This window comes from Streptomyces sp. NPDC110618 (genome assembly GCF_055657065.1).
In genome coordinates this window covers 157,200-178,141 of sequence record NZ_JBVKBN010000005.1, presented here as the reverse complement: position 1 = coordinate 178,141, position 20,942 = coordinate 157,200, and the positions used below count along the sequence as shown (strand labels likewise).

Below are 20,942 nucleotides of genomic sequence, written 5' to 3'. Positions count from 1 at the left end.
CTACCTCGGGCTGTCGTCCTCCCCGATGTGGTGGACGCGGACCATGTTCGTGGCGCCGGGGACGCCCGGGGGTGAGCCGGCGGTGATGATCACCGTGTCGCCCTTGCGGCAGCGGCCGTGTTTGAGGAGCAGGTCGTCGACCTGGGCGACCATGGCGTCGGTGGAGTCGACGTGGGGGCCGAGGAAGGTTTCCGTTCCCCAGGTGAGGCTGAGCTGGGAGCGGGTGGAGGCTTCCGGGGTGAAGGCGAGCAGTGGGATCGGTGAGCGGTAGCGGGAGAGGCGGCGGGCGGTGTCTCCGGACTCGGTGAACGCGACCAGGTAGGTGGCGCCGAGGAAGTCGCCGATTTCGGCTGCGGCGCGGGCGACGGCGCCGCCCTGGGTGCGGGGTTTGTTGCGCTCGGTGAGGGGCGGCAGGCCTTGGGCAAGGAGGTCTTCCTCGGCGGCTTCGACGATCTTGGCCATGGTGCGTACGGTTTCGATGGCGTATTTGCCGACGCTGGTCTCGCCGGAGAGCATCACGGCGTCGGTGCCGTCGATGACGGCGTTGGCGACGTCGCTGGCTTCGGCTCGGGTGGGGCGGGAGTTGTCGATCATCGAGTCGAGCATTTGGGTGGCGACGATGACGGGCTTGGCGTTGCGCTTGGCGAGTTTGATGGCGCGTTTTTGGACGATGGGTACCTGTTCCAGGGGCATTTCGACGCCGAGGTCGCCGCGGGCGACCATGATGCCGTCGAAGGCGGCGACGATGTCGTCGATGTTCTCGACGGCTTGCGGTTTCTCGACCTTGGCGATGACGGGCAGGCGGCGGCCCTCCTCGTCCATGATCCGGTGGACGTCTTCGATGTCCTTGCCGCTGCGGACGAAGGAGAGGGCGATGATGTCGAAGCCGGTGTGGAGGGCCCAGCGCAGGTCTTCCTCGTCCTTCTCGGAGAGGGCGGGGACGGAGACTGCGACGCCGGGGAGGTTGAGGCCCTTGTGGTCGGAGACCATGCCGCCTTCGACGACCGTGGTGCGGACGCGGGGTCCGTCGATGGCGGTGACTTCGAGGCAGACTTTGCCGTCGTCGACGAGGACGCGTTCGCCGGGGGTGACGTCGGTGGCGAGGCCCTTGTAGGTTGTGCCGCAGCTTTCGCGGTCGCCCTCGGTGCCCTCTTCCACGGTGATGGTGAAGGTGTCGCCGCGTTCGAGGAGTACGGGTCCTTCGGTGAAGCGGCCGAGGCGGATCTTCGGGCCTTGAAGGTCGGCGAGGAGTCCGACGCTGCGGCCGGTCTCGTCGGACGCCTTGCGTACACGCCGGTAGCGCTCCTCGTGTTCGGCGTGTGTGCCGTGGCTGAGGTTGAAGCGGGCGATGTCCATTCCGGCGTCGACCAGTTCTTTGATCCGGTCGTAGGAGTCGGTGGCTGGGCCCAGGGTGCAGACGATTTTTGCTCGGCGCATGTTTCGACCCTAGGGCTTACCGATGGGTAGGGAATTGGGTCCGGGTGACGGGGCAACAACCTTTGAATGAAGGGTTGTTGGCCGGTGGTGAATTGTGCGCCGGGTCGCTCCGATGAGCGGAATGGGTGCGGAATCGCGGTCTACTGCCGCGGTGGCGGCGCGGGAGGGGTGGTGGGCGTGGTGATACGTCCCGCTCCGTCACTGCTTGGCGGGTTGTAAACGCGTCAACTCATAGGTTTGGACACCAGATCGAAACCTCCGGAGCCTGTTGCGGGTCGCCGTGTACGGGTCAGAATCTACGCGCGTCGGCGCGGGTCTCGGCCCGTGATCTACGCGCGTCACGAACCATCCGGAGGAGATCCGCATGCCCCTGAACCGTCGGAAGTTCCTGAAGAAGTCGGCCGTGACCGGAGCGGGGGTCGCGCTGGCCGGCGCGGTGGCGGCGCCCTCCGCCGAGGCGGCCGAGGCCGCCAAGGGCAAGCGTCCGAAGCCGGCCAAGCGGTACTCCCTGACGGTCATGGGCACCACGGACCTGCACGGCAACATCTTCAACTGGGACTACTTCAAGGACGCGGAGTACACCGACGCCAAGGGCAACGCGAAGGGCCTCGCCCGGGTCGCCACCCTCGTCTCGCGGATCCGCAAGGAGCGGGGCCGTGGCAACACGCTGCTGATCGACGCGGGTGACACGATTCAGGGCACCCCGCTGACGTACTACTACGCGAAGGTCGACCCGATCACCGCTCCGGGTGGTCCGGTGCACCCGATGGCACAGGCGATGAACGCCATCGGGTACGACGCGGTGGCGCTGGGCAACCACGAGTTCAACTACGGCATCGAGACGCTGCGCAAGTTCGAGGAGCAGTGCGACTTCCCGCTGCTCGGGGCGAACGCGCTGGACGCGAAGACGCTTCGGCCCGCCTTTCCGCCGTACTTCATGAAGACGTTCCGGCCGAAGGGTGCCCCGCCGGTCAAGGTGGCCGTGCTCGGGCTCACCAACCCGGGTATCGCGATCTGGGACAAGGCGTATGTGCAGGGGAAGATGACTTTCCCGGGTCTTGAGGAGCAGGCCGCGAAGTGGGTGCCCAAGCTGCGGTCGATGGGCGCCGACGTGGTGATCGTGTCGGCGCACTCCGGCTCCTCTGGCACCTCCTCCTACGGCGACCAGCTGCCGTACGTGGAGAACTCGGCGGCGTTGGTCGCGCAGCAGGTGCCCGGCATCGACGCGATTCTGGTGGGTCATGCGCACACGGAGATCGCCGAGTTGAAGGTGACGAACGAGAAGACGGGGAAGACGGTCGTGTTGTCGGAGCCGTTGTGCTTCGCGCAGCGGCTGTCGCTGTTCGACATCGACCTGACCTTCAGCAAGGGCCGCTGGTCGGTGGAGTCGGTCGCGGCAAGCGTGCTGGACTCGAAGAGCGTGCCGGACGACCCGAAGATCACCAAGCTGCTGAAGGACGAGCACGACCTGGTGGTGGAGTACGTCAACCAGGTGGTCGGCACCGCGACGGCGACGCTGACCACGGTGGACGCCCGGTACAAGGACGCCCCGATCATCGACCTGATCACCAAGGTGCAGGAGGACGTGGTCAAGGCGGCGTTGGTGGGTACGGAGTATGTGGATCTGCCGGTGATTTCGCAGGCGTCGCCGTTCTCGCGGACGTCGGAGATCCCGGCGGGCGAGGTGACCATCCGGGATCTGTCGAGTCTGTATGTGTACGACAACACGCTGGTGGCGAAGTTGATGACGGGTGCGCAGGTGCGGGCGTACCTGGAGTACTCGGCGGAGTACTTCGTGCAGACGGCGGCCGGGGCGCCGGTGGACGTGGAGAAGCTGACCAACGCGAACGGCCGCCCGGACTACAACTACGACTATGTCTCGGGTCTGTCGTACGACATCGACATCGCGCAGCCGGTGGGGTCGCGGATCAAGAACCTCAACTTTGGCGGTGCGGCGCTGGATGACGCGCAGAGGTTTGTGTTCGCGGTGAACAACTACCGTGCCAATGGTGGTGGGGCGTTCCCGCATGTGGCGTCGGCGCCGGAGCTGTGGTCGGAGTCGACGGAGATCCGTACGCGGATCGCGGAGTGGGTCACGGCGAAGGGTGTGCTGGACCCGAAGGAGTTTGCGTCGGTGGACTGGAGGCTGACGCGGGACGGTGTTCCGGTCTTCTAGTGGTCTGACTTGGCCTCAGATCCCGTCCCTGAGTGGCGTCAGCGTGCTGGCGCGTCGCGCGGGCGGGATCTGGGGCCTTGGCGTTTCCAGGCCGAAGGTGGTGAAGGCGGTGCGGGTGGGGAGGGGGTAGGTCTCTTTGCCGGTGAGGGTGTTGAGGATGGTGGCGCTGCGCCAGGCGGCGAGGCCGAGGTCGGGGGTGCCGACGCCGTGGGTGTGGCGTTCGGCGTTTTGGACGTAGATGTTGCAGCCGGTGGCGGTGACGGTGGGGTCGAGGATGAGCCGGTAGTGCTCGTCGATGCGGGGGCGGTCGCGGCTGTCGCGGCGAAGGTAGGGGTCGAGTCCGGCGAGGAGGCGGTCGAGGGGGCGTTCGCGGTAGCCGGTGGCGAGGACGACGGCGTCGGTGGTGAGCCGGGAGCGGGTGTTCTGCTCGATGTGTTCCAGGTGCAGTTCGAGTTTGGTGGTGGCGATCCGTCCGGCGGTGCGCACCCGCACGCCCGGTGTGAGTACGGTGTCGGGCCAGTCGCCGTTCAGGGTGCGGCGGTAGAGCTCGTCGTGGATGGCGGCGAGGGTGTCGGCGTCGATGCCTTTGTGGAGTTGCCATTGGGTGGTGATGAGGCGGTCGCGTACGGATTCGGTGAGGGCGTGGAAGTAGCGGGTGTAGTCGGGGGTGAAGTGTTCGAGGCCGAGTTTTGAGTACTCCATGGGGGCGAAGGCTTCGGTGCGGCCGATCCAGTGGAGGCGTTCGTGGCCGTGGGGGCGGGCGCGGAGGAGGTCGAGGAAGACTTCGGCGCCGGATTGGCCGGAGCCGACGACGGTGATGTGTTCGGCTTTGAGTAGTTCGGCGCGGTGGGTGAGGTAGTCGGCGGCGTGGATGACGGGGACGCCGGGGGTTTCGACGAGGGGTCTGAGGGGGTCGGGTACGTAGGGTTCGGTGCCGATGCCGAGGGCGATGTTGCGGGTGTATGTGCGGCCGAGGGCTTCGGCTTCGCCGTCGGTGTCGAGTTGGGTGAAGTCGACTTCGAACACGTCGCGTTCGGGGTTGAAGCGGACGGCGTCGACTTGGTGGCCGAAGTGGAGGGCGGGGAGGTTTTCGGCGACCCAGCGGCAGTAGGCGTCGTATTCGGCGCGTTGGATGTGGAAGCGCTCGGCGAAGTAGAAGGGGAAGAGTCGGTCGCGGTTTTTGAGGTGGTTGAGGAAGGTCCAGGGGCTGGCGGGGTCGACGAGGGTGACGAGGTCGGCGAGGAAGGGGACTTGGATGGTGGCGCCTTCGATGAGGAGTCCGGGGTGCCAGTCGAAGGCGGGGCGTTGGTCGTAGAAGACGGTGTCTAGTTCGGCGAGGGGGTGGGCGAGGGCGGCGAGGGAGAGGTTGAAGGGGCCGATGCCGATGCCGACGAGGTCGCGGGGGGTGTCGGGGGTGGGGCGGGTGGGGCTCATTGGGGGGTGGTTCCTTCCACGAGGTGCAGCAGGGCGGTGAGGTCGCCGGGGCTGGTGTGGGGGTTGAGGAGGGTGGCTTTGAGCCAGAGCCGGCCGTTGAGATGGGCGCGGCCTAGGACTGCGCGGCCGTCGGTGAGCAGGGTGCGGCGTACGGCGGCGACGGTGTCGTCGGTGGCGGTGCGGGGGCGGAAGAGGACTGTGCTGATGGTGGGCTGGTCGTAGAGGTCGAAGCCGGGGTGACGGTCGATCATGTGGGCGAATTCCTCGGCGCGTGCGCAGACTTGGTCGATGAGGCCGGCGATGCCGGTGCGGCCGAGGGTTTTGAGGGTGACGGCGATTTTGAGGATGTCGGCGCGGCGGGTGGTGCGCAGGGAGCGGCCGAGGAGGTCGGGGAGGCCGGCTTCGGTGTCGTCGTCGGCGTTGAGGTAGTCGGCGCGGTGGTGGAGGGCGGCGAGGTCGTGGGGGTCGCGGACGGCGAGGATGCCGGCGGCGATGGGCTGCCAGCCGAGTTTGTGCAGGTCGAGGGTGATGGTGGCGGCGGATTCGAGGCCGGCGAGTTTGGGTTTGTGGCGGTCGCTGAAGAGGAGGCCGCCGCCGTAGGCCGCGTCGATGTGGAGGCGGGCGTTGTGCCGCGCGCAGAGTTCAGCGATCTCGGGGAGTGGGTCGATGAGGCCGGCGTCGGTGGTGCCTGCGGTGGCGGCGACGAGGTGGGGGCCTGGGAGGTAGGTGAGGGCTTCGTCGAGGGCGGCGGGGTCGAGGGTGCCGGCGGGGGCGGGGACGACTACGGGGTCGGGCATGCCGAGTAGCCAGGCGGCTCTGGGGAGGGAGTGGTGGGCGTTTTCGGCGTGGATGAGGCGGGTGCCGGGGTGTTTTTCGCGGGCGAGGAGGAGGGCGAGTTGGTTGGATTCGGTGCCGCCGGTGGTTACTAGGGCGTCTGGTGCCGTGCTGTGGGTTGGGGGCGCCGTGGGGGTGGGTTCGCTTGCCCGCGCTTGCGGGGTGCCGCCCGCGGCTTCAGTGGGGGCGGCGGCGGGGTAGGTCAGTGCTGCTAGTGCGCGTGTGACCAGGGATTCCAGTTCTGAGGCTGCTGGGGATTGGTCCCAGGAGTCGAGGGACTGGTTGAGGGTGTTGGTGGCGAGGTCTGCTGCTACTGCTTCGGGGAGGGGTGGGCAGTGGAGGTGGGCTGTGCAGTGGGGGTGGGTGGGGTCGGCGGAGCCCTCGGTGAGGGCTCGGGTGAGGGTGTGGAGGGCGTTCGCGTCGCCCTTTTCCGGGAGGATGGTGCCTGCTGCCTCCCGGAGGCGGGCGGCTACCGCCTCCGGGCCGCCTGCGGGCAGGGGGCCGCCCCTGGCCCGGGTGCCGGTGGTCAGGGCGTCGAGGACCGTGGCGAGGAGCGGGCCCAGGGCTGGAGGCGGCGTGTTCATGGCTTCCAGCTTGTACGCCGATGAGGCGTCGTGTCCGAAAAGCCCGGGGTTCGGAACCCGAAAGAGGGTATGTACGGGCCTCCGGGTCAGCTCTGTGTCATCTGCTGCCTCACGCGCAACGCCCGTGCCAGGTCGTCGAGTTGGTCGACGAGCTTGCGGCGCAGTGCCGGGATCGGTTCGCCGTCGCGCAGGCACTGCTCGCCGAGCCGCAGTGTCTCTTCGTCCACGGCGTGTACCGGGAATGCCCAGCGGCCCAGTACGTCTGCGATGGCGGGGCCGCGTCGGGCGGCGACGGTGACGGCGTCGGCGTAGAAGCGCGGCACGTATGCGCGTACGAGGTCGGCTTGTTCGGGTTGCCAGAAGCCCTGGGCGGTGGCGGTGAGGAGGTAGTTGGAGAGGTCGTCGCCGGCGAACATGGCTTCCCAGGCGCGTGCTTTGGCCTCCGGGTCGGGGAGTGCGGCGCGGCAGCGTGCCGCGCCTTCCTGTCCGGTGGCGCTGGGGTCGCGTTCCAGTTCGGCGTCGATGGTGGCTTCGGTGGTGGCGCCGAGGACGGCGAGGCGGGAGAGGATGCGCCAGCGCAGTTCCTGGTCGAGTTCGGGTCCGCCGGGGACGGTGCCGTCGGCGAGCCAGGACGCGATGGGTTCGGGGTGCGCGGACACGTCGATGAGGTGGCGTACGGCGATGAGGCGGAGGCCGGGGTGGTCGCCGTCCTCGGTGCGGCGGATGAGGTCGCGGCAGAGGGCGGCGACGAGGGTGAGGGCGGCGGGGCGCTGTTCGGGGGTGAGGTAGCGGTTGGCGATCTGCGCCGCGGCGAAGCTCAGTACGCCTTGTACGAGGGCCAGGTCGGTTTCGTAGGGGAGGTGGGTGCGGGCCGTCTCCAGGTAGGCGGTGCCGGGGAGTTCGCCGTCGCGGACGGCGTCCCGGAGCGCGTTCCAGACCACGGCGCGGGACAGCGGCTCGGGCAGTCCGGACAGGGCGGTGCGTACACCTTCGAAGGATTCGGGGTCGAAGCGGACCTTGGCGTAGGAGAGGTCGCTGTCGTTGAGGAGGAGCAGGGCGGGGCGCTTGCCGATGGGTTGCGGGTCGCTCTGCGGCACGTCGAGGGCGAGGCGTTCGCGCAGGACGAGTCGGCGGTGTTCGTCGGTGATGTCGAGGTCGTAGAGGCCGACGGCGATGTGGTGGGGGCGGCTGCCGGTGTGTTCGACGTGGAGGGTGCAGGTGCCGTCGGTGCCGGGTGTGACGTGTGGGGTGAGGGTGTCGACGCCGGTGGTGCGGAGCCAGGCGTCGGCCCAGGCGTGGACGTCGCGGTCGGTGTGGGCGGCGAGGGAGTCGATGAAGTCGGCGAGGGTGGCGTTGGCGAACTTGTGGCGTTCGAAGTGGGTGTTGATGCCGGCGAGGAAGTCCTTTTCGCCGAGCCAGGCGACGAGTTGGCGTAGTGCGGAGGCGCCCTTGGCGTAGGAGATGCCGTCGAAGTTCAGCAGCGCCGAGGCGGTGTCGTGGACGGCTTCGGGTGCGACGGGGTGGGTGGAGGGGCGTTGGTCGGCGTCGTAGCCCCAGCCCTTGCGGACGACTCCGAAGTCGGTCCAGGTGTCGGTGAAGCGGGTGGCTTCGGTGAGGGTCTGGTAGCCCATGTACTCGGCGAAGGACTCGTTGAGCCAGATGTCGTCCCACCAGCGCAGGGTGACGAGGTCGCCGAACCACATGTGGGCCATTTCGTGGGCGATGACCATGGCGCGGGTCTGGCGTTCGGCGTCGGTGACGGCGGAGCGGTAGACGAATTCGTCGCGGAAGGTGACGAGTCCGGGGTTCTCCATGGCGCCGGCGTTGAATTCGGGGACGAAGGCCTGGTCGTAGGAGTCGAAGGGGTAGGGCTCGGAGAATTTCTCGTGGTAGCGGTCGTAGCACTGCCGGGTGATCTCGAAGAGTTCGTCGGCGTCGGCGTCGAGGTGGGGGGCGAGGGAGCGGCGGCAGTGGATGCCGAAGGGCAGTCCGCGGTGTTCGGTGGTGATCGAGTGCCAGGGTCCGGCGGCGACGGCGACGAGGTAGGTGGAGATCAGGGGGGTGGGGGCGGCGGTCCAGAGGCCGTCGCCGGTGTGTTCGGTGATGCTGTTGGCGAGGACTTTCCAGCCGTCGGGGGCCTTGACGGTGAGTTCGAAGACGGTTTTGAGGTCGGGCTGGTCGAAGGCGGCGAAGACGCGTTGTACGTCGTCCATGAACAGTTGGGTGTAGACGTAGGTCTCGCCGTCGCTGGGGTCGGTGAAGCGGTGCATGCCTTCGCCGGTGCGCGAGTAGCGCATGGTGGCGTCGATGTGGAGTTCGTGTTCGCCGGCGGTGAGGTTTTTCAGGGGGAGCCGGTTGCCGTCGAGGGTTTCGGGGTCGAGGGGTTGTCCGTCGAGGGTGACGGAGTGCAGGTGTGCGGGCTTGATCTCGACGAAGGTGTCCGCGTCGGAGCGCGTGGTGAACCGGATGACGGTGCGGGAGCCGAAGGTGTCGTCGCCGGTGGTCAGATCGAGGGCGATCGTGCAGTGGCGGACGTCGATGAGCTGGGCACGGGTCTGCGCTTCGTCGCGCGTCAGTACGGACATGCACGACATGCTGCCTGATGGCGGTGGGATGGCACAGAGGCGGATCGGTACGCGCCCTATGTCCGGTCTCGCGCCGGGTGTGCGCCGGAGGTGTCGCGTTGTGGGGGGACGCGTGTGTCGGGGTGGGGCAGGACGGGGGTGTCGGGGGTGTCCTGGTCCTTGATCAGGGCGCGCAGGGCGCGGACCTCGTGTTCGAGGTCGCGTTGGCGGCGGTGGGCGTCGTAGAGGTAGCGGACTTTGGTGCGTAGGGCCCAGGGGTCGATGGGTTTCATGACGAGGTCGGCGACGCCGAGGCCGAAGGCGGCGGAGGTGAGTTCCTGGTCGGCGCCGAACCCGGTCAGGAGAATGACCGGAATGTGCTGGGTCTGTTCCACGCGGCGCATGTAGCGCACTACGTCGAGGCCGTCGACGCCGGGCATGCGGACGTCCAGCAGGAGGAGTCCGATGTGGCCGCGCAGGACTTGTTTGAGTGCTTCGTCGCCGGTGGTGGCGCGGCTGATGCGGTGGCCGAGTGGGGCCAGGGCGCTCTCCAGGGCGTACAGCGTGTCCCGGTGGTCGTCGACGATGAGGATCTTCGCATCCGGCGGCATGGCCCGACGTCCCTCCCGCATGGGACTTCCAGCTGATGTCCGTGGGGCTGACGGGCTGTGCCCGTCGGCTGACAACGAGTGCACAGCGCAGCATGCCCCGTGCGGGGGGCCGGTGTCACGTCCCGGGAGGGCGTGGGGGCGTCAGTTCGCCGTGGGCGCAGCGCCGCCGACGGTGTCCTCGGCGATGCGCTCGTGGTGTCTGATCACCTCGGCGATGATGAAGTTGAGGAATTTCTCGGCGAAGGCGGGGTCGAGTTTGGCGTTCTCGGCGAGGGTGCGCAGGCGGGCGATCTGGCGGGCCTCGCGGGCCGGGTCGGCGGGGGGCAGCTGGTGGACGGCTTTGAGGTGTCCGACCTGCTGGGTGCATTTGAAGCGTTCGGCGAGCATGTGGACGACGGCGGCGTCGATGTTGTCGATGCTGTCGCGCAGTCGCGCCAGTTCGTCGCGGACGGCGGGGTCGACGTCACCGGTTCCGTTGTTGCTGGTGGTCATGGGCGAGAAGCCTACGGTCTCCCGGGTGTGTGGATCATCGGGGGATCGTCCGGATCCGGTACCCGGTCGTGGAAGTCTCCGGGGACGGTGTGGGCCTGCTGGGCGCGGAAGCGGGTGGGGGGTGTGCCGGTGCGGTGGGTGAACAGGCGGGTGAAGTAGGCCGGGTCGTCGTAGCCGACGCGGCGGGCGACTGCGGCGACGGGGAGTTCGGTGGTGGCGAGGAGTTCTTTGGCGCGGTCGAGGCGGATGCCGAGGAGGTAGTCCTTGGGGCTGCAGCCGGCGCCGCGGCGGACGGCGGTGCGCAGTTCGGTCGTGGTCATGCCGTGTTTGGCGGCGTGGTCGGCGACGGTCATGGGGGTGCAGGCGTCGCGGGCGAGGGCTTTGAGGACGGGGTCGCCGCCTTTGGTGAGGTCGGCGCGGGCGCGGCGCAGGGCGACGAGCAGTTCGTGGACGGCGGCGGCGGTCTCGACTTCCAGCAGTGGGTTGTCGCGGTGGGCGGCGCGTGCGATGCGGGTGACGACGGCGCGGGGGGTGGTGGCGTCGGTGAGGGGTACGACGGGGTGGTCGGGGTCGATGTAGCCGAGTTCGGTGTAGGTGGTGGTGGCGGGGCCGGTGAAGTCGACGAAGGCTTCGTCCCAGCCGGTTTCCGGGTCGGGGGCGTAGTGGTGGGGGGTGCCGGGGGTGAGCCAGAGCAGGGCGGGTGCGGTGACGGGGGTGCGGTGGCCGTCGGGGGTGGCGTACCAGCCGCTTCCGGTGCTGATGATGACGGCGACGTGGTGGTCGAGGGTGCGGGGGCCGACGGTGGGCAGGGTGCCGTGCTGGAGGCCGACGCCGAGGCAGGCCAGGCCGAGGCGGTGGTGGGCGGGGGCGGGGGTGAGGAACCGCATCCAGGTCCGGTACACGGCCCGCTCCCTTCCGTCGCCCTCATTTCGGTCCAAGCAGCGCCGATCTTTGTCCATGGACCCGGTTGCCGCCAGGGGTGAGGGTGGCGGGCATGAGCGAGTTCACGGTGGGGGGCACCGATTTCCTGCTGGACGGGCGGCCGGTGCGGTTGTTGTCGGGGGCGCTGCACTATTTCCGGGTGCATGAGGCGCAGTGGGGGCACCGGCTGGCGATGCTGCGGGCGATGGGTCTGAACTGTGTGGAGACGTATGTGCCGTGGAATTGGCATGAGCCCCGTGCGGGGGAGTTGCGGGACGTGGGGGCGCTCGGCCGGTTCCTGGACGCGGCGGCCGGGGCGGGCCTGTGGGCGATCGTGCGGCCGGGTCCGTACATCTGCGCGGAGTGGGAGAACGGTGGGCTGCCGTACTGGGTGCCGGGCCGGGCACGCACGCGTGATGCGCGTTTCCTCGCCGCTGTGGAGGCGTGGTTCGGGCGGCTGCTGCCGCAGGTGGTGGCCCGGCAGGTCGACCGGGGCGGCCCTGTGGTGCTGGTGCAGGTGGAGAACGAGTACGGCAGCTACGGCTCGGATGCCCGTTACCTGGCCGGGCTGGCGGAGCTGCTGCGGGCGCGGGGGGTGACGGTGCCGCTGTTCACGTCGGACGGTCCGGAGGAGCACATGCTGTCCGGCGGCTCGGTGCCGGGGGTGCTGGCGACGGTGAATTTCGGCTCCCACGCGCGGGAGGCGTTCCGGACGCTGCGCGCGTACCGGCCGGACGGCCCGTTGATGTGCATGGAGCTCTGGTGCGGCTGGTTCGACCACTGGGGGGCCGGGCATGTGGTACGGGATCCGGCGGAGGCGGCGGAGGCGTTGCGGGAGGTCCTGGAGTGCGGGGCGTCGGTGAACCTGTACATGGCGCACGGCGGTACCAGTTTCGCCGGGTGGGCGGGCGCCAACCGGGGCGGCGAGCTGCACGACGGGCCGCTGGAGCCCGATGTGACGTCCTACGACTACGACGCGCCGGTCGACGAGGCGGGGCGCCCCACGGCGAAGTTCTGGGCCTTCCGTGAGGTTCTCGCCCGGTACGCGGAGGGCCCGCTGCCCGAGCCCCCTCCCCCGCCCGCCGCGCTCGCCGGGTCCTGCGAGGCTCTGCTGACCGCCTGGGCGCCCCTGGACGCCGTCCTGGAGGCGTGCGGTGGCGCGGAGGTGGCCGGGCCGGTGCCGCCGACGTTCGAGGAGCTGGACGTCGACCGCGGCCTGGTGCGCTACGAGGTGACCGTGCCGGGACCGCGGCGCCCGTATCCGCTGACCGTGCGCGGGCTGCGGGATGTGGCGGTGGTGTACGTCGACGGGGAGCGGGCCGGGGTGCTCACCGAGGAGGAGGCGCGGCTGAGGGAGCCGGTCGCGGGGCACGCGCGTGTGGAGCTGTGGGTGGAGTCCTTGGGCCGGGTCAACTACGGGCCGCGCTGCGGGGAGGCCAAGGGGATCACCGGGGGGATCCTGCACGAGCGGCAGTTTCTGCACGACGTACGCGCGCGTGGGCTGCGGCTGGACGACTTGGACGAGGTGTCGGCGGTGCCGTTCGGGGCGGTGGACGGGTCGGGGGCGCGCGGGCTGTACCGGGGCACGGTGATGGTGCGGGGCGTGGGGGACGCGCTGCTGGAACTGCCGGGCTGGACGCGGGGATTCGTGTGGCTGAACGGCTTCAGTCTCGGCCGGTACTGGTCGGCGGGGCCGCAGCGGGCGCTGTTCGTGCCGGGGCCGGTGCTGGTCGAGGGGGAGAACGAGGTCCGGGTGCTGGAGCTGGAGGGCGGTTCGGGGCGGGCGCCGGTGCTCAGAAGCGTGTGAGCCGCACGCCCCCCGCCGTCGGGGAGGGCGTGCGGCCCGGGCCGTTCACATACGGCCGCCTGGCTCAGAGAGCCGCCGCGGCACGGGCTATGTCGTCGGCGAAGGTGCTCACCTCGGTGTAGATGCCGGGGGCACCCGCGCGGGCGCAGCCGTCGCCCCAGCTGACGATGCCGACCTGGATCCACTTGCCCTTGTCGTCCTTGCGGAACATGGGGCCGCCGGAGTCGCCCTGGCAGGCGTCGATGCTGCCGCGCATCCAGCCGGCGCAGATCTCCTCCTTGGAGATCAGGCGGTTGCCGTAGTGGCGCTTGCAGACGCGGTCGGCGACGAACGGCACGGTGGCCTTGCGCATCTTCGTGGTGCCGGTGCCGGCGCCCTCGCGGGTGTCGCCCCAGCCGGCGATCGTGAACATGCCGCGGTTGTAGCGGTTGTTGGTCGCGATCTTCAGGGTGGGCTTGTCGATCGGCTTGGCGAGCTTGATCAGCGCCCAGTCCTTGCCGTTGCCGTCGTAGCCGGGGGCCACCTTGACCTTCTTCGACTTGACCTTGATGGCCGAGGACGAGTTCAGGTCATTGACACCGGCGGTGACGGTGATGCGGTTGTTGTTGCCGGAGCCGGGCATGCAGTGCGCGGCCGTCAGCACGATGTCCTTCTTGTAGAGCGCCCCGCCGCAGCCCATCGACAGATGGACCATGAACGGGAACTCGCTCTGCGCCGCGGGCGTTCCTCCGACGATGCGGGTGTCCGCGGCGTGCGCGGCACTCACGGGCTGGAGCGAGGCGACGGCGAGGGCGACCGCACCGAAGGCGGCGGCTCTCTTGACCATGGTCATGCCGCTGCTTCTGGTGGTCGGTTTAAGGGTCAACACATGTCCTTTCGTGGGGCGTTGGGCGGCCCGCAGTATGAGGATCAAGGGGGGACCATGACAAGGACGGATCTCACGTGCCGGAGAGGGAACCCGAGCGCGGAAATATCCCTCACATCCCCGTAGAGTGGAATCGGGTTCAGGCGTCTTGGGGGTTCGGACGTGGCGAACGGCGGACCGGTCGAGCACGGCTACCCTCACCTTCAGACGGTGCGGGCGGCGATCACCGCGCTGTACAGGCGGCTGTCCTACGACACGATCCAGACGTTCTCGACCAGCGTGGTTCCCGCCGATGTCGCCTTCTGCGACAGCGACGACCTGCATCTGGGGGCGCAGCGGGTGGCCCGGGAACTGGTCCGGCACTACCGGCTTCCGGACGCGCGGATCATTGTCAGCTTCCGTGAGATGACGCATGCGGCGAATGTCGAACTCACCGCGGGGCCCGAGTACTTCGTGGAGCTGAACGACCGGTTCCGCACGCATCGGCGGGACATCGGGGCGGCGCTGGCGCACGAGATCATGCATGTGTATCTGCACCGGCTGGATCTCGCGTTCCCGGGGACGCGGGAGAACGAGATCCTCACGGACACGGCGACGACGTATCTGGGGGCGGGGTGGCTGCTGCTGGACGCGTACCGGGAGGACGGGGCGTCGTCGCAGAAGCTGGGGTACCTCACGCCGGAGGAGTTCGGGTACGTGCTGGGGAAGCGGGCGCTGGTGTTCGGTGAGGATCCGTCGGTGTGGTTCACCAGTGCGCAGGCGTATACGGCGTACGGGAAAGGGCTGGCGGTGGCTCGGCGGGATGCGCAGCAGCCTCCGCTGACGGCTGCTGGGTGGGCGGGGCGGCGGCGGTATGCGCGGGATCGGCGGCATGGGGGTGGGGCGGAGGCGGGGGCGGGGGTGCCGTACGCGTTCGCCGCCGGGCCGGATGGTGGGGGGTTGCGGGTGTCGTTTCCCTGTCCTACGTGTCATCAGCGGGTTCGGGTGCCGGTGAAGGGGAGGGTGCGGGCGCGGTGTGGGTTGTGCCGGACGGTGCTGGAGTGTGACACGTAGGGGGATTTCGCCCCCGCCGCCCCTTCCCGTCCCGTCCCCAGGGGCTTCGCCCCTTCGACCCCACCAGGGGGCTTGCGCCCCCTGGACCCCCGTCGGCCTCAACGGCCTCGTCCTCAAACGCCGGACGGGCTGAAATGCCGGGCCTGCGCCGTCCTCTGCGGGTGGGTGGGGTCGGCCCTGAACGGCCTCGTCCTCGAACCGCCGGACGGGCTGAAATGCCGGGCCTGCGCCGTCCCCTGCGGGTGGGTGGGGTCGCCCTGAACGCGGGCCTCGTCCTCAAACGCCGGACGGGCTGAAGGACGCTGTCAGTGGGTCAGTGAGAAGCCCAGCAGTACCGCTGCGGCCACCTGGACCATTCCCGGGGCCAGGTCGTTGGCGGAGGCGGCGCCGCCTGTGCTGTGGCCTCGGTACTGGCGGAACTCGTACGATTCCGCGTCCACGTCCTGGATGTGCACGACGGGGCCCAGGTGGACGCCCGCCGCGTCCGCGTAGACCTCGGCCTTGCGGCGGGCCGCGGCCACCGCCCTGCGGCGCGCCTCGTCCCGCAGGGCCGGCTTGTCGTGCACGTCGAACTCGACGCTGTCGATGCTGCGCACACCGGCGGACACGACGTCGACCATGAGCTGCCGCAGGTTGTCCAGCGCCTCGGTCTCGATGACGTACTGGGCGCTGCAGCCGTAACCAAGGTGCTTGCGGGTGCCGCGCTCGAAGTCGTGCTCCGAGTTGAGCCTGAGCCGGGAACCCGACACCGAGGCGTCCGGTATCCGGTGCTCGCGCAGTACCTCACGCAGCCTGGTCACCGCCGCGTCGGCCTCACGGAACGCCTTCTCCGGCGTGGGTTCCAGCACGGACACCCCGAGCTTCACGCGGACCAGTTGAGGCTCCGCCCGCACATCGCCCGCGCCGAAGACGCTGATCCCCCAGGGCCCCTTGATCATCTCTGTCATGGGCGCATTGAAGCAGCCCCGGCTCGCAGCGCGCCAAGGGTTTCGGCGGCTTCCGCCATGATCCGTTCGACCAGTTCCGCGCACGACGGCAGATCGTCGATCACCCCGGCGACCTGTCCGCAGGCCATCACCCCGAGGTCGGTGCGGCCGTCCACCATCGCCGCCCTGAGCAGCATCGGCGTGTTCGCGGCGAGCAGGACCTGGCTCCAGGTGAGGTCCTTGCCGTGGCGCAGTGCGCGGCCGTCGCGGAGCATGCGGTGCCAGGTCAGGCCCGACAGGCGTCGGAAGGCTGCCGCGTGCCGTACCGCCCGCAGTAGGGTCGTCGTGCGGCCCGAGTGTTCCAGCGCGGCCACCAGGTCCGTGCGCAGCATGCGGTGCGGGAGGCCGTCGACCGCCCGGGTCACGGTGACGTCCTGGACCGTGGCCGCCAGATAGCGGGCCTTGACCGCGTCCGGGACGGTGGAGTCGGAGGTCAGCAGGAAGCGGGTGCCCATGGCGACGCCGGCCGCCCCGTAGGCGAGCGCGGCGACCAGGCCCCGTCCGTCGAAGAAGCCGCCCGCGGCCACGACGGGGATCCGTACCGCGTCCACGACCTGCGGCAGCAGGACCGTCGTGGCCACGTCGCCGGTGTGCCCGCCGCCCTCGCCGCCCTGCACGATCACCGCGTCCGCGCCCCAGCCCGCCACCTTCTCGGCGTGCCGCCGGGCGCCCACGGTGGGGATCACCACCACGCCCGCCGCCTTCAGCTCGGCGATCAGCTCGCGGGAGGGCGCGAGGGCGAAGGAGGCCACCCGGACGCCCTCGTCGATGATCACGCGGACCCTGTCCCCGGCGTCCGAGGCGTCCGCGCGCAGATTGACCCCGAACGGCGCGTCCGTGCGGGACCCGACCTCGCGGACGGCGTCGCGCAGTTGGTCCACGGTCATGGTGGCGGAGGCCAGGATGCCGAGGGCGCCCGCGTTCGCCGTCGCCGAGACCAGCCGGGGACCGGCCACCCAGCCCATGCCGGTCTGCACCAGCGGATACCGGACCCCGGTGAGCCGGGTGAGCGCGGTCTGCATCAGTGGTCCACCTCCCGTGCGCGGGTGTTGCCCGGGTCGATCTCCTCGCGGATCAGGCGCAGTTCCTCGGGCGACGGTTCGCGGGTGTACGGCACCTCGTCCGGGACGGTCAGGGGGAATCCGGTCGCCTCCCGGATCTCCTCGACGCTCACCCCCGGGTGCAGACAGGCCAGGCGCAGCGAGCGGTCGGGGGTGGCGAAGTCGAGGACGCCGAGGTCGGAGACGACCCGGGCGAGATGGTGGAAGGGGGCGTCTTCGGCGCGGTCGTTGCCCACTCCGCAGACCATGTCGACTCGGGGTACGAAGACCCGGCGGGAGTGCCGGGGGATCCAGTAACTGGTGGGGTTGTTCAGGGTGTTGACCGGGGCGCCGCGCACGCCGAGCAGCTGTCGCTTCGGCTGGGCCCAGTCCCCGACGCAGGCGATGTTCTGGTTGCCGTAGCGGTCGAGCTGGCTCGCGCCCATCATCACGTGCCGGCGGCCGCCCGTGACGAGGGTGAGGTGCTGGCGGTAGGGCAGCCAGCCCTCGACGGTGCCGTCCGGGCCGACCAGCAGGGCCTCGCCGTCGGTGAGCAGCAGGTCCGGGGAGAAGGTCAGCCGGGCCAGCCGGGCGCCGATGGAGGGGATCAGGCCCATGGGGCTGGCCAGGATCTCCCCGGCGCCGCGCCAGGTCTCGGCGCAGGCGATGACGCAGTACTCAGCGCGGGTGACGGTCGTGTCGCGGATGCCGGTCACGGTGTCCTCCCGTCCGCGAGGTAGTGCGCGGCGAACTGCGGCCAGGGCGTGGTGGCGTACGCGCGCTGTACGTCCTCGTCCCGGCCGTAGTCGGGGGCGCAGGAGGTGAAGTGGGCGCCGTGCGGGGCCTCGATCACGCCGGTCACGTAGTGCCGTTTGATCAGCAGGGTCTGGAGCGGGGCGTCCTTGGTCAGTTCGGCGGTGTCGACGATCCGCTCGCAGGAGACGTACGCGGTCTCCGCAGCCTCGCAGAAGAGGTCGTCGAAGTACGGGTCGGGGCCCAGGTACTGGCCGTTGCCGCGGCGGTCGGCGCGGTTGACGTGCACCAAAGCCGCGTCCAGGCGCAGGGCGGGTACCGCGACGAAGGTCTCGCCGTCGTCGTAGGGCGAAGTGACGGTGCGCAGATGGGGGTTGACGCGCATGACGTCGGAGCCGAGTCCGGCGCGGAGCGGGAGGAAGGGGAGGCGGCTGGCGGCGGCGCGCAGGCCCCACAGGAGCATCGCCTCGTCGTACTCGGTGAGCTGGAGGCGGCCCTGTTCGCGTGCGGCGCGGTAATGCGGTTCCAGGGGGATGGAGTCGAGGGTGACGAAGGGTGCGATCAGGCGCCTGATGCGTCCGGCGGCGGCGAGCATGCCGACGTCGGGGCCGCCGCAGGAGACGACGGTGAGATCGGTGATCTCGCTGCGGAGCAGTGCTCTCACCAGGGCCATGGGCTTGCGGCGCGAACCCCAGCCGCCGATGCCGAGCGTCATACCGCTCACCAGCCGCGCCACCACGTCCTCGGCGGTCATCGTCTTGTCGGCCGCACCGGTCGTCGCACCGGTCATCGCCCCGCCCTCCCGGCCCCGAAGGTGTCCCGCACCCGGTCGCCGACCCCGCTCACATCGGCCTCGTAGGTGAAGCCCTGCTCGAAGCGGTAGGAGCGGCGCACGTCCACCGGGTCGATGCCGTTGATGGCCGACTTGGCCAGGCGTAACAGCTCCCCGTCCTTCGCGGCGATCTCCCGCGCCAACTCCAAAGCGGCCTCCGCGAGTTCGTCGCGCGGCACCACCCGCCACACCGAGCCGTGCCGGTGCAGTTCGGCGGCGGTCACGGTGCGGGAGGTGAAGTACAGGGTGCGCATGAGGTGCTGGGGCACCAGCCGGGCGAGATGGGTGGCCGCGCCCAGGGCGCCCCGGTCCAGTTCGGGCAGCCCGAAGACGGCGTCCTCGCTCGCCACGACCGCGTCCGCGTTGCCGGCCAGCCCCACTCCCCCGCCCAGGCAGAAGCCCTGCACCGCCGCGACCACGGGCACCTCGCAGTCGTACACCGCCGAGAAGGCCGCGAAGCAGCCGCGGTTGGCGCCGAGCAGCGCGGCCCGGCCGTCGCGCTGGATCTCCTTGACGTCCACGCCCGCGTTGAACCCCCGGCCCGCGGCGGCCAGCACCACGCACCGCGTCCCGGGGTCCTCGCCGGCGCCGCGCACCGCGTCGGCCAGTGCGTACCAGCCCTTCACCGGAAGGGCGTTGACGGGCGGGTGGTCGACCGTGACCACGCGGATCCCCTTTTCCGGGGACGAGGTGGAGACACTCATGGGCGCATCAGCTACCTTCCACCTAACGTTTGTTAGGTGGAAGGTAGCAGCGGATGGAGCTCACCGGGAAGCTCGCCGTCGTCACCGGCGGCACGCGCGGCGTGGGCGCCGGCATCGCCCGCGCGCTGGCCGACGCCGGGGCGGAAGTGGTGGTGTGCGCGCGACGACCACCGGAAGTCCCCTTGAAGGGGGCCGAGTTCAGACAGGTGGACGTACGGGACGCCTCCTCCGTGGCCCGACTGTTCCTCGAACTCCCGCGCCTGGACGTGCTGGTGAACAACGCGGGCGGCACCCCGTACCGGCTCCTGGCGGACGCGGACGCCGAACGGCACGCGCACGTGCTGGAGCTGAACCTCGTCGCACCGCTGACGGTCTCGCTCGCCGCGTACGGGCTGCTGCGCGGCTCCCGGGGCAGCGTCCTGATGATCGGCAGCGTCAGCGGCACCCGACCCTCCCCGGGCTCCGCCGCCTACGGCGCCGCCAAGGCGGGCCTGGAGAACCTGGCCCGCTCGATGGCCGTGGAGTGGGCGCCGGAGGTGCGGGTGAACACGCTGGTCGTCGGCATGGTCCGCACGGAACTGTCCCACCTGCACTACGGCGGTGCGGAGGGCGTGTCGGCAGTGGCCCGCACGGTGCCGCTCGGCCGCCTGGCGGAACCCTCCGATGTCGGCGCGGCGGCGGTGTTCCTGTCCTCGGACGCGGCGGCGTACGTGACGGGGGCGAGCCTCCAGCTCCACGGCGGCGGGGAACGGCCGGCCTTTCTGGACGCGGCGACGGTGAACGGCAGTGGCAGGGAAGGGGATTCGGCATGACCGGAATCTGCGAGGGCCGCGTGGTCGCCGTCACCGGGGCGGGCCGGGGTCTGGGGCGCGCGCACGCGCTGGCGTTCGCGGCGGAGGGCGCGCGGGTGGTGGTGAACGACCTGGGTGTCGGCCTGGACGGCTCCCCGGCCCCCGACAGCCCGGCCGCGCAGGTGGTCGAGGAGATCCGTGCGCTGGGCGGCGAGGCCGTGGCACACGGCGGTGACATCGCGACGGGCGAGGGCGCGGCGTCCTTGATCCGTACGGCGCTGGAGGCGTACGGCCGGTTCGACACCCTGGTCAACAACGCCGGGTTCCTGCGGGACCGGATGCTGGTCAACCTGGACGAGGAGGAGTGGGACGCCGTGGTGCGCGTCCACCTCAAGGGCCACTTCCTGCCCCTGAAGCACGCGGCGGCGCACTGGCGGGCGGAGGCGAAGGCGGGGCGTGTCCCGGCGGCGCGGATCGTCAACACCGGCAGCGGGGCGGGCCTGTTGGGCGCGGTGGGTCAGGGCAACTACAGCGCCGCAAAAGCGGGCATCGTGGCGCTGACCCTGGTCGCGGCGGCGGAACTCGCCCGCTACGGCGTCCAGGTCAACGCCATCGCCCCCGCCGCCCGTACCCGCATGACGGAACAGACCTTCGCCGCCACGATGGCGCCCCCAAAGGCGGGCTTCGACGCGATGGCCCCGGAGAACGTGTCCCCGCTGGTGGTGTGGCTCGGCTCGGCGGAGAGCGCGGGGGTGACGGGGCGGGTCTTCGAGACGGAGGGCGGCCGGATCACGGTGATGGACGGCTGGCGCCGGGGCCCGAGCGCGGACAAGGGCGCACGCCGGACCCCGGAGGAGGCCGGGGAGACGGCACGGAAGCTGCTGGGGGAGGCGGGGGAACCGCTGCCGGTGTACGGGGCGGTCTGACTCCCCCGGCGACTTCCGGTCACCGGCCGCCGCTCCCCCGGTCACCCAGCCGCCGCTCCCCGCCGTCACCCGGCCACCGCTCCTCCGGTCATCCAGCCGCCGCACTTCCGGTCACCGGCCGCCGCTCCCCGC

At 70.3% G+C, this 20,942-nt stretch carries 18 protein-coding genes; 5 read left to right on the top strand and 13 right to left on the bottom strand.

All coding sequences use genetic code 11. The features are described from left to right. Positions 1–1,437, bottom strand: coding sequence for a pyruvate kinase (pyk, locus tag ACZ7L7_RS11885; protein ID WP_471592334.1), 1,437 nt, complete (start codon positions 1,435–1,437; stop codon positions 1–3). Positions 1,438–1,801: 364 nt separating this feature from the next. Here pyk and ACZ7L7_RS11880 point away from each other — a divergent pair, with 364 nt between their 5' ends. Further along, positions 1,802–3,613 (top strand): bifunctional metallophosphatase/5'-nucleotidase, encoded by a 1,812-nt coding sequence (locus tag ACZ7L7_RS11880; protein ID WP_472075695.1) that lies wholly within the window; start codon positions 1,802–1,804, stop codon positions 3,611–3,613. A gap of 15 nt (positions 3,614–3,628) precedes the next feature. Here the strand turns inward: ACZ7L7_RS11880 and ACZ7L7_RS11875 are convergent, their stop codons facing one another. The 6 genes from ACZ7L7_RS11875 to ACZ7L7_RS11850 all read right to left on the bottom strand — a co-directional run bounded on the left by ACZ7L7_RS11875 (position 3,629) and on the right by ACZ7L7_RS11850 (position 11,034). After that, positions 3,629–5,047, bottom strand: a complete 1,419-nt coding sequence (locus ACZ7L7_RS11875; RefSeq protein ID WP_285513209.1) for a lysine N(6)-hydroxylase/L-ornithine N(5)-oxygenase family protein — start codon at positions 5,045–5,047, stop codon at positions 3,629–3,631. Continuing rightward, positions 5,044–6,465 carry a pyridoxal phosphate-dependent decarboxylase family protein gene (locus ACZ7L7_RS11870; RefSeq protein ID WP_472075693.1) on the bottom strand — a complete coding sequence of 474 codons (1,422 nt, stop codon included), beginning with the start codon at positions 6,463–6,465 and terminating at the stop codon, positions 5,044–5,046. The genes ACZ7L7_RS11875 and ACZ7L7_RS11870 overlap by 4 nt, the downstream gene beginning before the upstream one ends. Before the next feature lie 86 nt (positions 6,466–6,551). Beyond that, entirely contained in the window at positions 6,552–9,050 is a 2,499-nt protein-coding gene (gene pepN / locus ACZ7L7_RS11865) for an aminopeptidase N (protein WP_472075691.1), read from the bottom strand. Between the two features lie 56 nt (positions 9,051–9,106). Further along, complete coding sequence (locus tag ACZ7L7_RS11860; RefSeq protein ID WP_285513339.1) at positions 9,107–9,640, bottom strand: response regulator; 534 nt, start codon at positions 9,638–9,640, stop codon at positions 9,107–9,109. 141 nt (positions 9,641–9,781) lie between these two features. Next, entirely contained in the window at positions 9,782–10,132 is a 351-nt protein-coding gene (locus tag ACZ7L7_RS11855) for a chorismate mutase (RefSeq protein WP_285513206.1), read from the bottom strand. Between the two features lie 11 nt (positions 10,133–10,143). Next, on the bottom strand, positions 10,144–11,034 hold the full coding sequence (locus tag ACZ7L7_RS11850; protein ID WP_453606153.1) for a helix-turn-helix domain-containing protein: 891 nt from the start codon (positions 11,032–11,034) through the stop codon (positions 10,144–10,146). 92 nt (positions 11,035–11,126) lie between these two features. On the opposite strand from ACZ7L7_RS11850, the gene ACZ7L7_RS11845 reads away from it, so the two are divergent. Then, positions 11,127–12,860, top strand: a complete 1,734-nt coding sequence (locus ACZ7L7_RS11845) for a glycoside hydrolase family 35 protein (protein ID WP_472075689.1) — start codon at positions 11,127–11,129, stop codon at positions 12,858–12,860. A 64-nt stretch (positions 12,861–12,924) separates the two neighbouring features. Here the strand turns inward: ACZ7L7_RS11845 and ACZ7L7_RS11840 are convergent, their stop codons facing one another. Then, the gene (locus ACZ7L7_RS11840; protein WP_285513203.1) at positions 12,925–13,692 is read right to left on the bottom strand and encodes a S1 family peptidase; all 768 of its coding nucleotides are present in this window, start codon (positions 13,690–13,692) and stop codon (positions 12,925–12,927) included. A 195-nt stretch (positions 13,693–13,887) separates the two neighbouring features. On the opposite strand from ACZ7L7_RS11840, the gene ACZ7L7_RS11835 reads away from it, so the two are divergent. Then, the gene (locus tag ACZ7L7_RS11835) at positions 13,888–14,778 is read left to right on the top strand and encodes a hypothetical protein (protein ID WP_472075687.1); all 891 of its coding nucleotides are present in this window, start codon (positions 13,888–13,890) and stop codon (positions 14,776–14,778) included. A 305-nt stretch (positions 14,779–15,083) separates the two neighbouring features. Here ACZ7L7_RS11835 and ACZ7L7_RS11830 read toward each other — a convergent pair whose 3' ends face one another. The 5 genes from ACZ7L7_RS11830 to ACZ7L7_RS11810 are packed head-to-tail and all read right to left on the bottom strand — an operon-like array spanning position 15,084 to position 19,093. Continuing rightward, entirely contained in the window at positions 15,084–15,725 is a 642-nt protein-coding gene (locus ACZ7L7_RS11830) for an SIMPL domain-containing protein (protein ID WP_285513201.1), read from the bottom strand. Further along, on the bottom strand, positions 15,722–16,786 hold the full coding sequence (locus tag ACZ7L7_RS11825; protein WP_471428247.1) for an NAD(P)H-dependent flavin oxidoreductase: 1,065 nt from the start codon (positions 16,784–16,786) through the stop codon (positions 15,722–15,724). The genes ACZ7L7_RS11830 and ACZ7L7_RS11825 overlap by 4 nt, the downstream gene beginning before the upstream one ends. Then, the gene (locus ACZ7L7_RS11820) at positions 16,786–17,520 is read right to left on the bottom strand and encodes a CoA-transferase subunit beta (protein WP_285513199.1); all 735 of its coding nucleotides are present in this window, start codon (positions 17,518–17,520) and stop codon (positions 16,786–16,788) included. Before ACZ7L7_RS11820 ends, ACZ7L7_RS11825 begins: the two co-directional genes overlap by 1 nt. Next, positions 17,517–18,347: a CoA transferase subunit A gene (locus tag ACZ7L7_RS11815; protein ID WP_471592329.1), complete on the bottom strand. Its 831-nt coding sequence runs from the start codon at positions 18,345–18,347 to the stop codon at positions 17,517–17,519. Before ACZ7L7_RS11815 ends, ACZ7L7_RS11820 begins: the two co-directional genes overlap by 4 nt. Beyond that, positions 18,344–19,093 carry an enoyl-CoA hydratase family protein gene (locus ACZ7L7_RS11810; protein ID WP_472075684.1) on the bottom strand — a complete coding sequence of 250 codons (750 nt, stop codon included), beginning with the start codon at positions 19,091–19,093 and terminating at the stop codon, positions 18,344–18,346. Before ACZ7L7_RS11810 ends, ACZ7L7_RS11815 begins: the two co-directional genes overlap by 4 nt. A gap of 53 nt (positions 19,094–19,146) precedes the next feature. Between ACZ7L7_RS11810 and ACZ7L7_RS11805 the strand changes: the two genes are divergently transcribed. Beyond that, positions 19,147–19,905: an SDR family oxidoreductase gene (locus tag ACZ7L7_RS11805; RefSeq protein ID WP_453605283.1), complete on the top strand. Its 759-nt coding sequence runs from the start codon at positions 19,147–19,149 to the stop codon at positions 19,903–19,905. Then, entirely contained in the window at positions 19,902–20,810 is a 909-nt protein-coding gene (locus tag ACZ7L7_RS11800) for an SDR family oxidoreductase (RefSeq protein WP_285513195.1), read from the top strand. Before ACZ7L7_RS11805 ends, ACZ7L7_RS11800 begins: the two co-directional genes overlap by 4 nt. Positions 20,811–20,942: the final 132 nt, after the last annotated feature.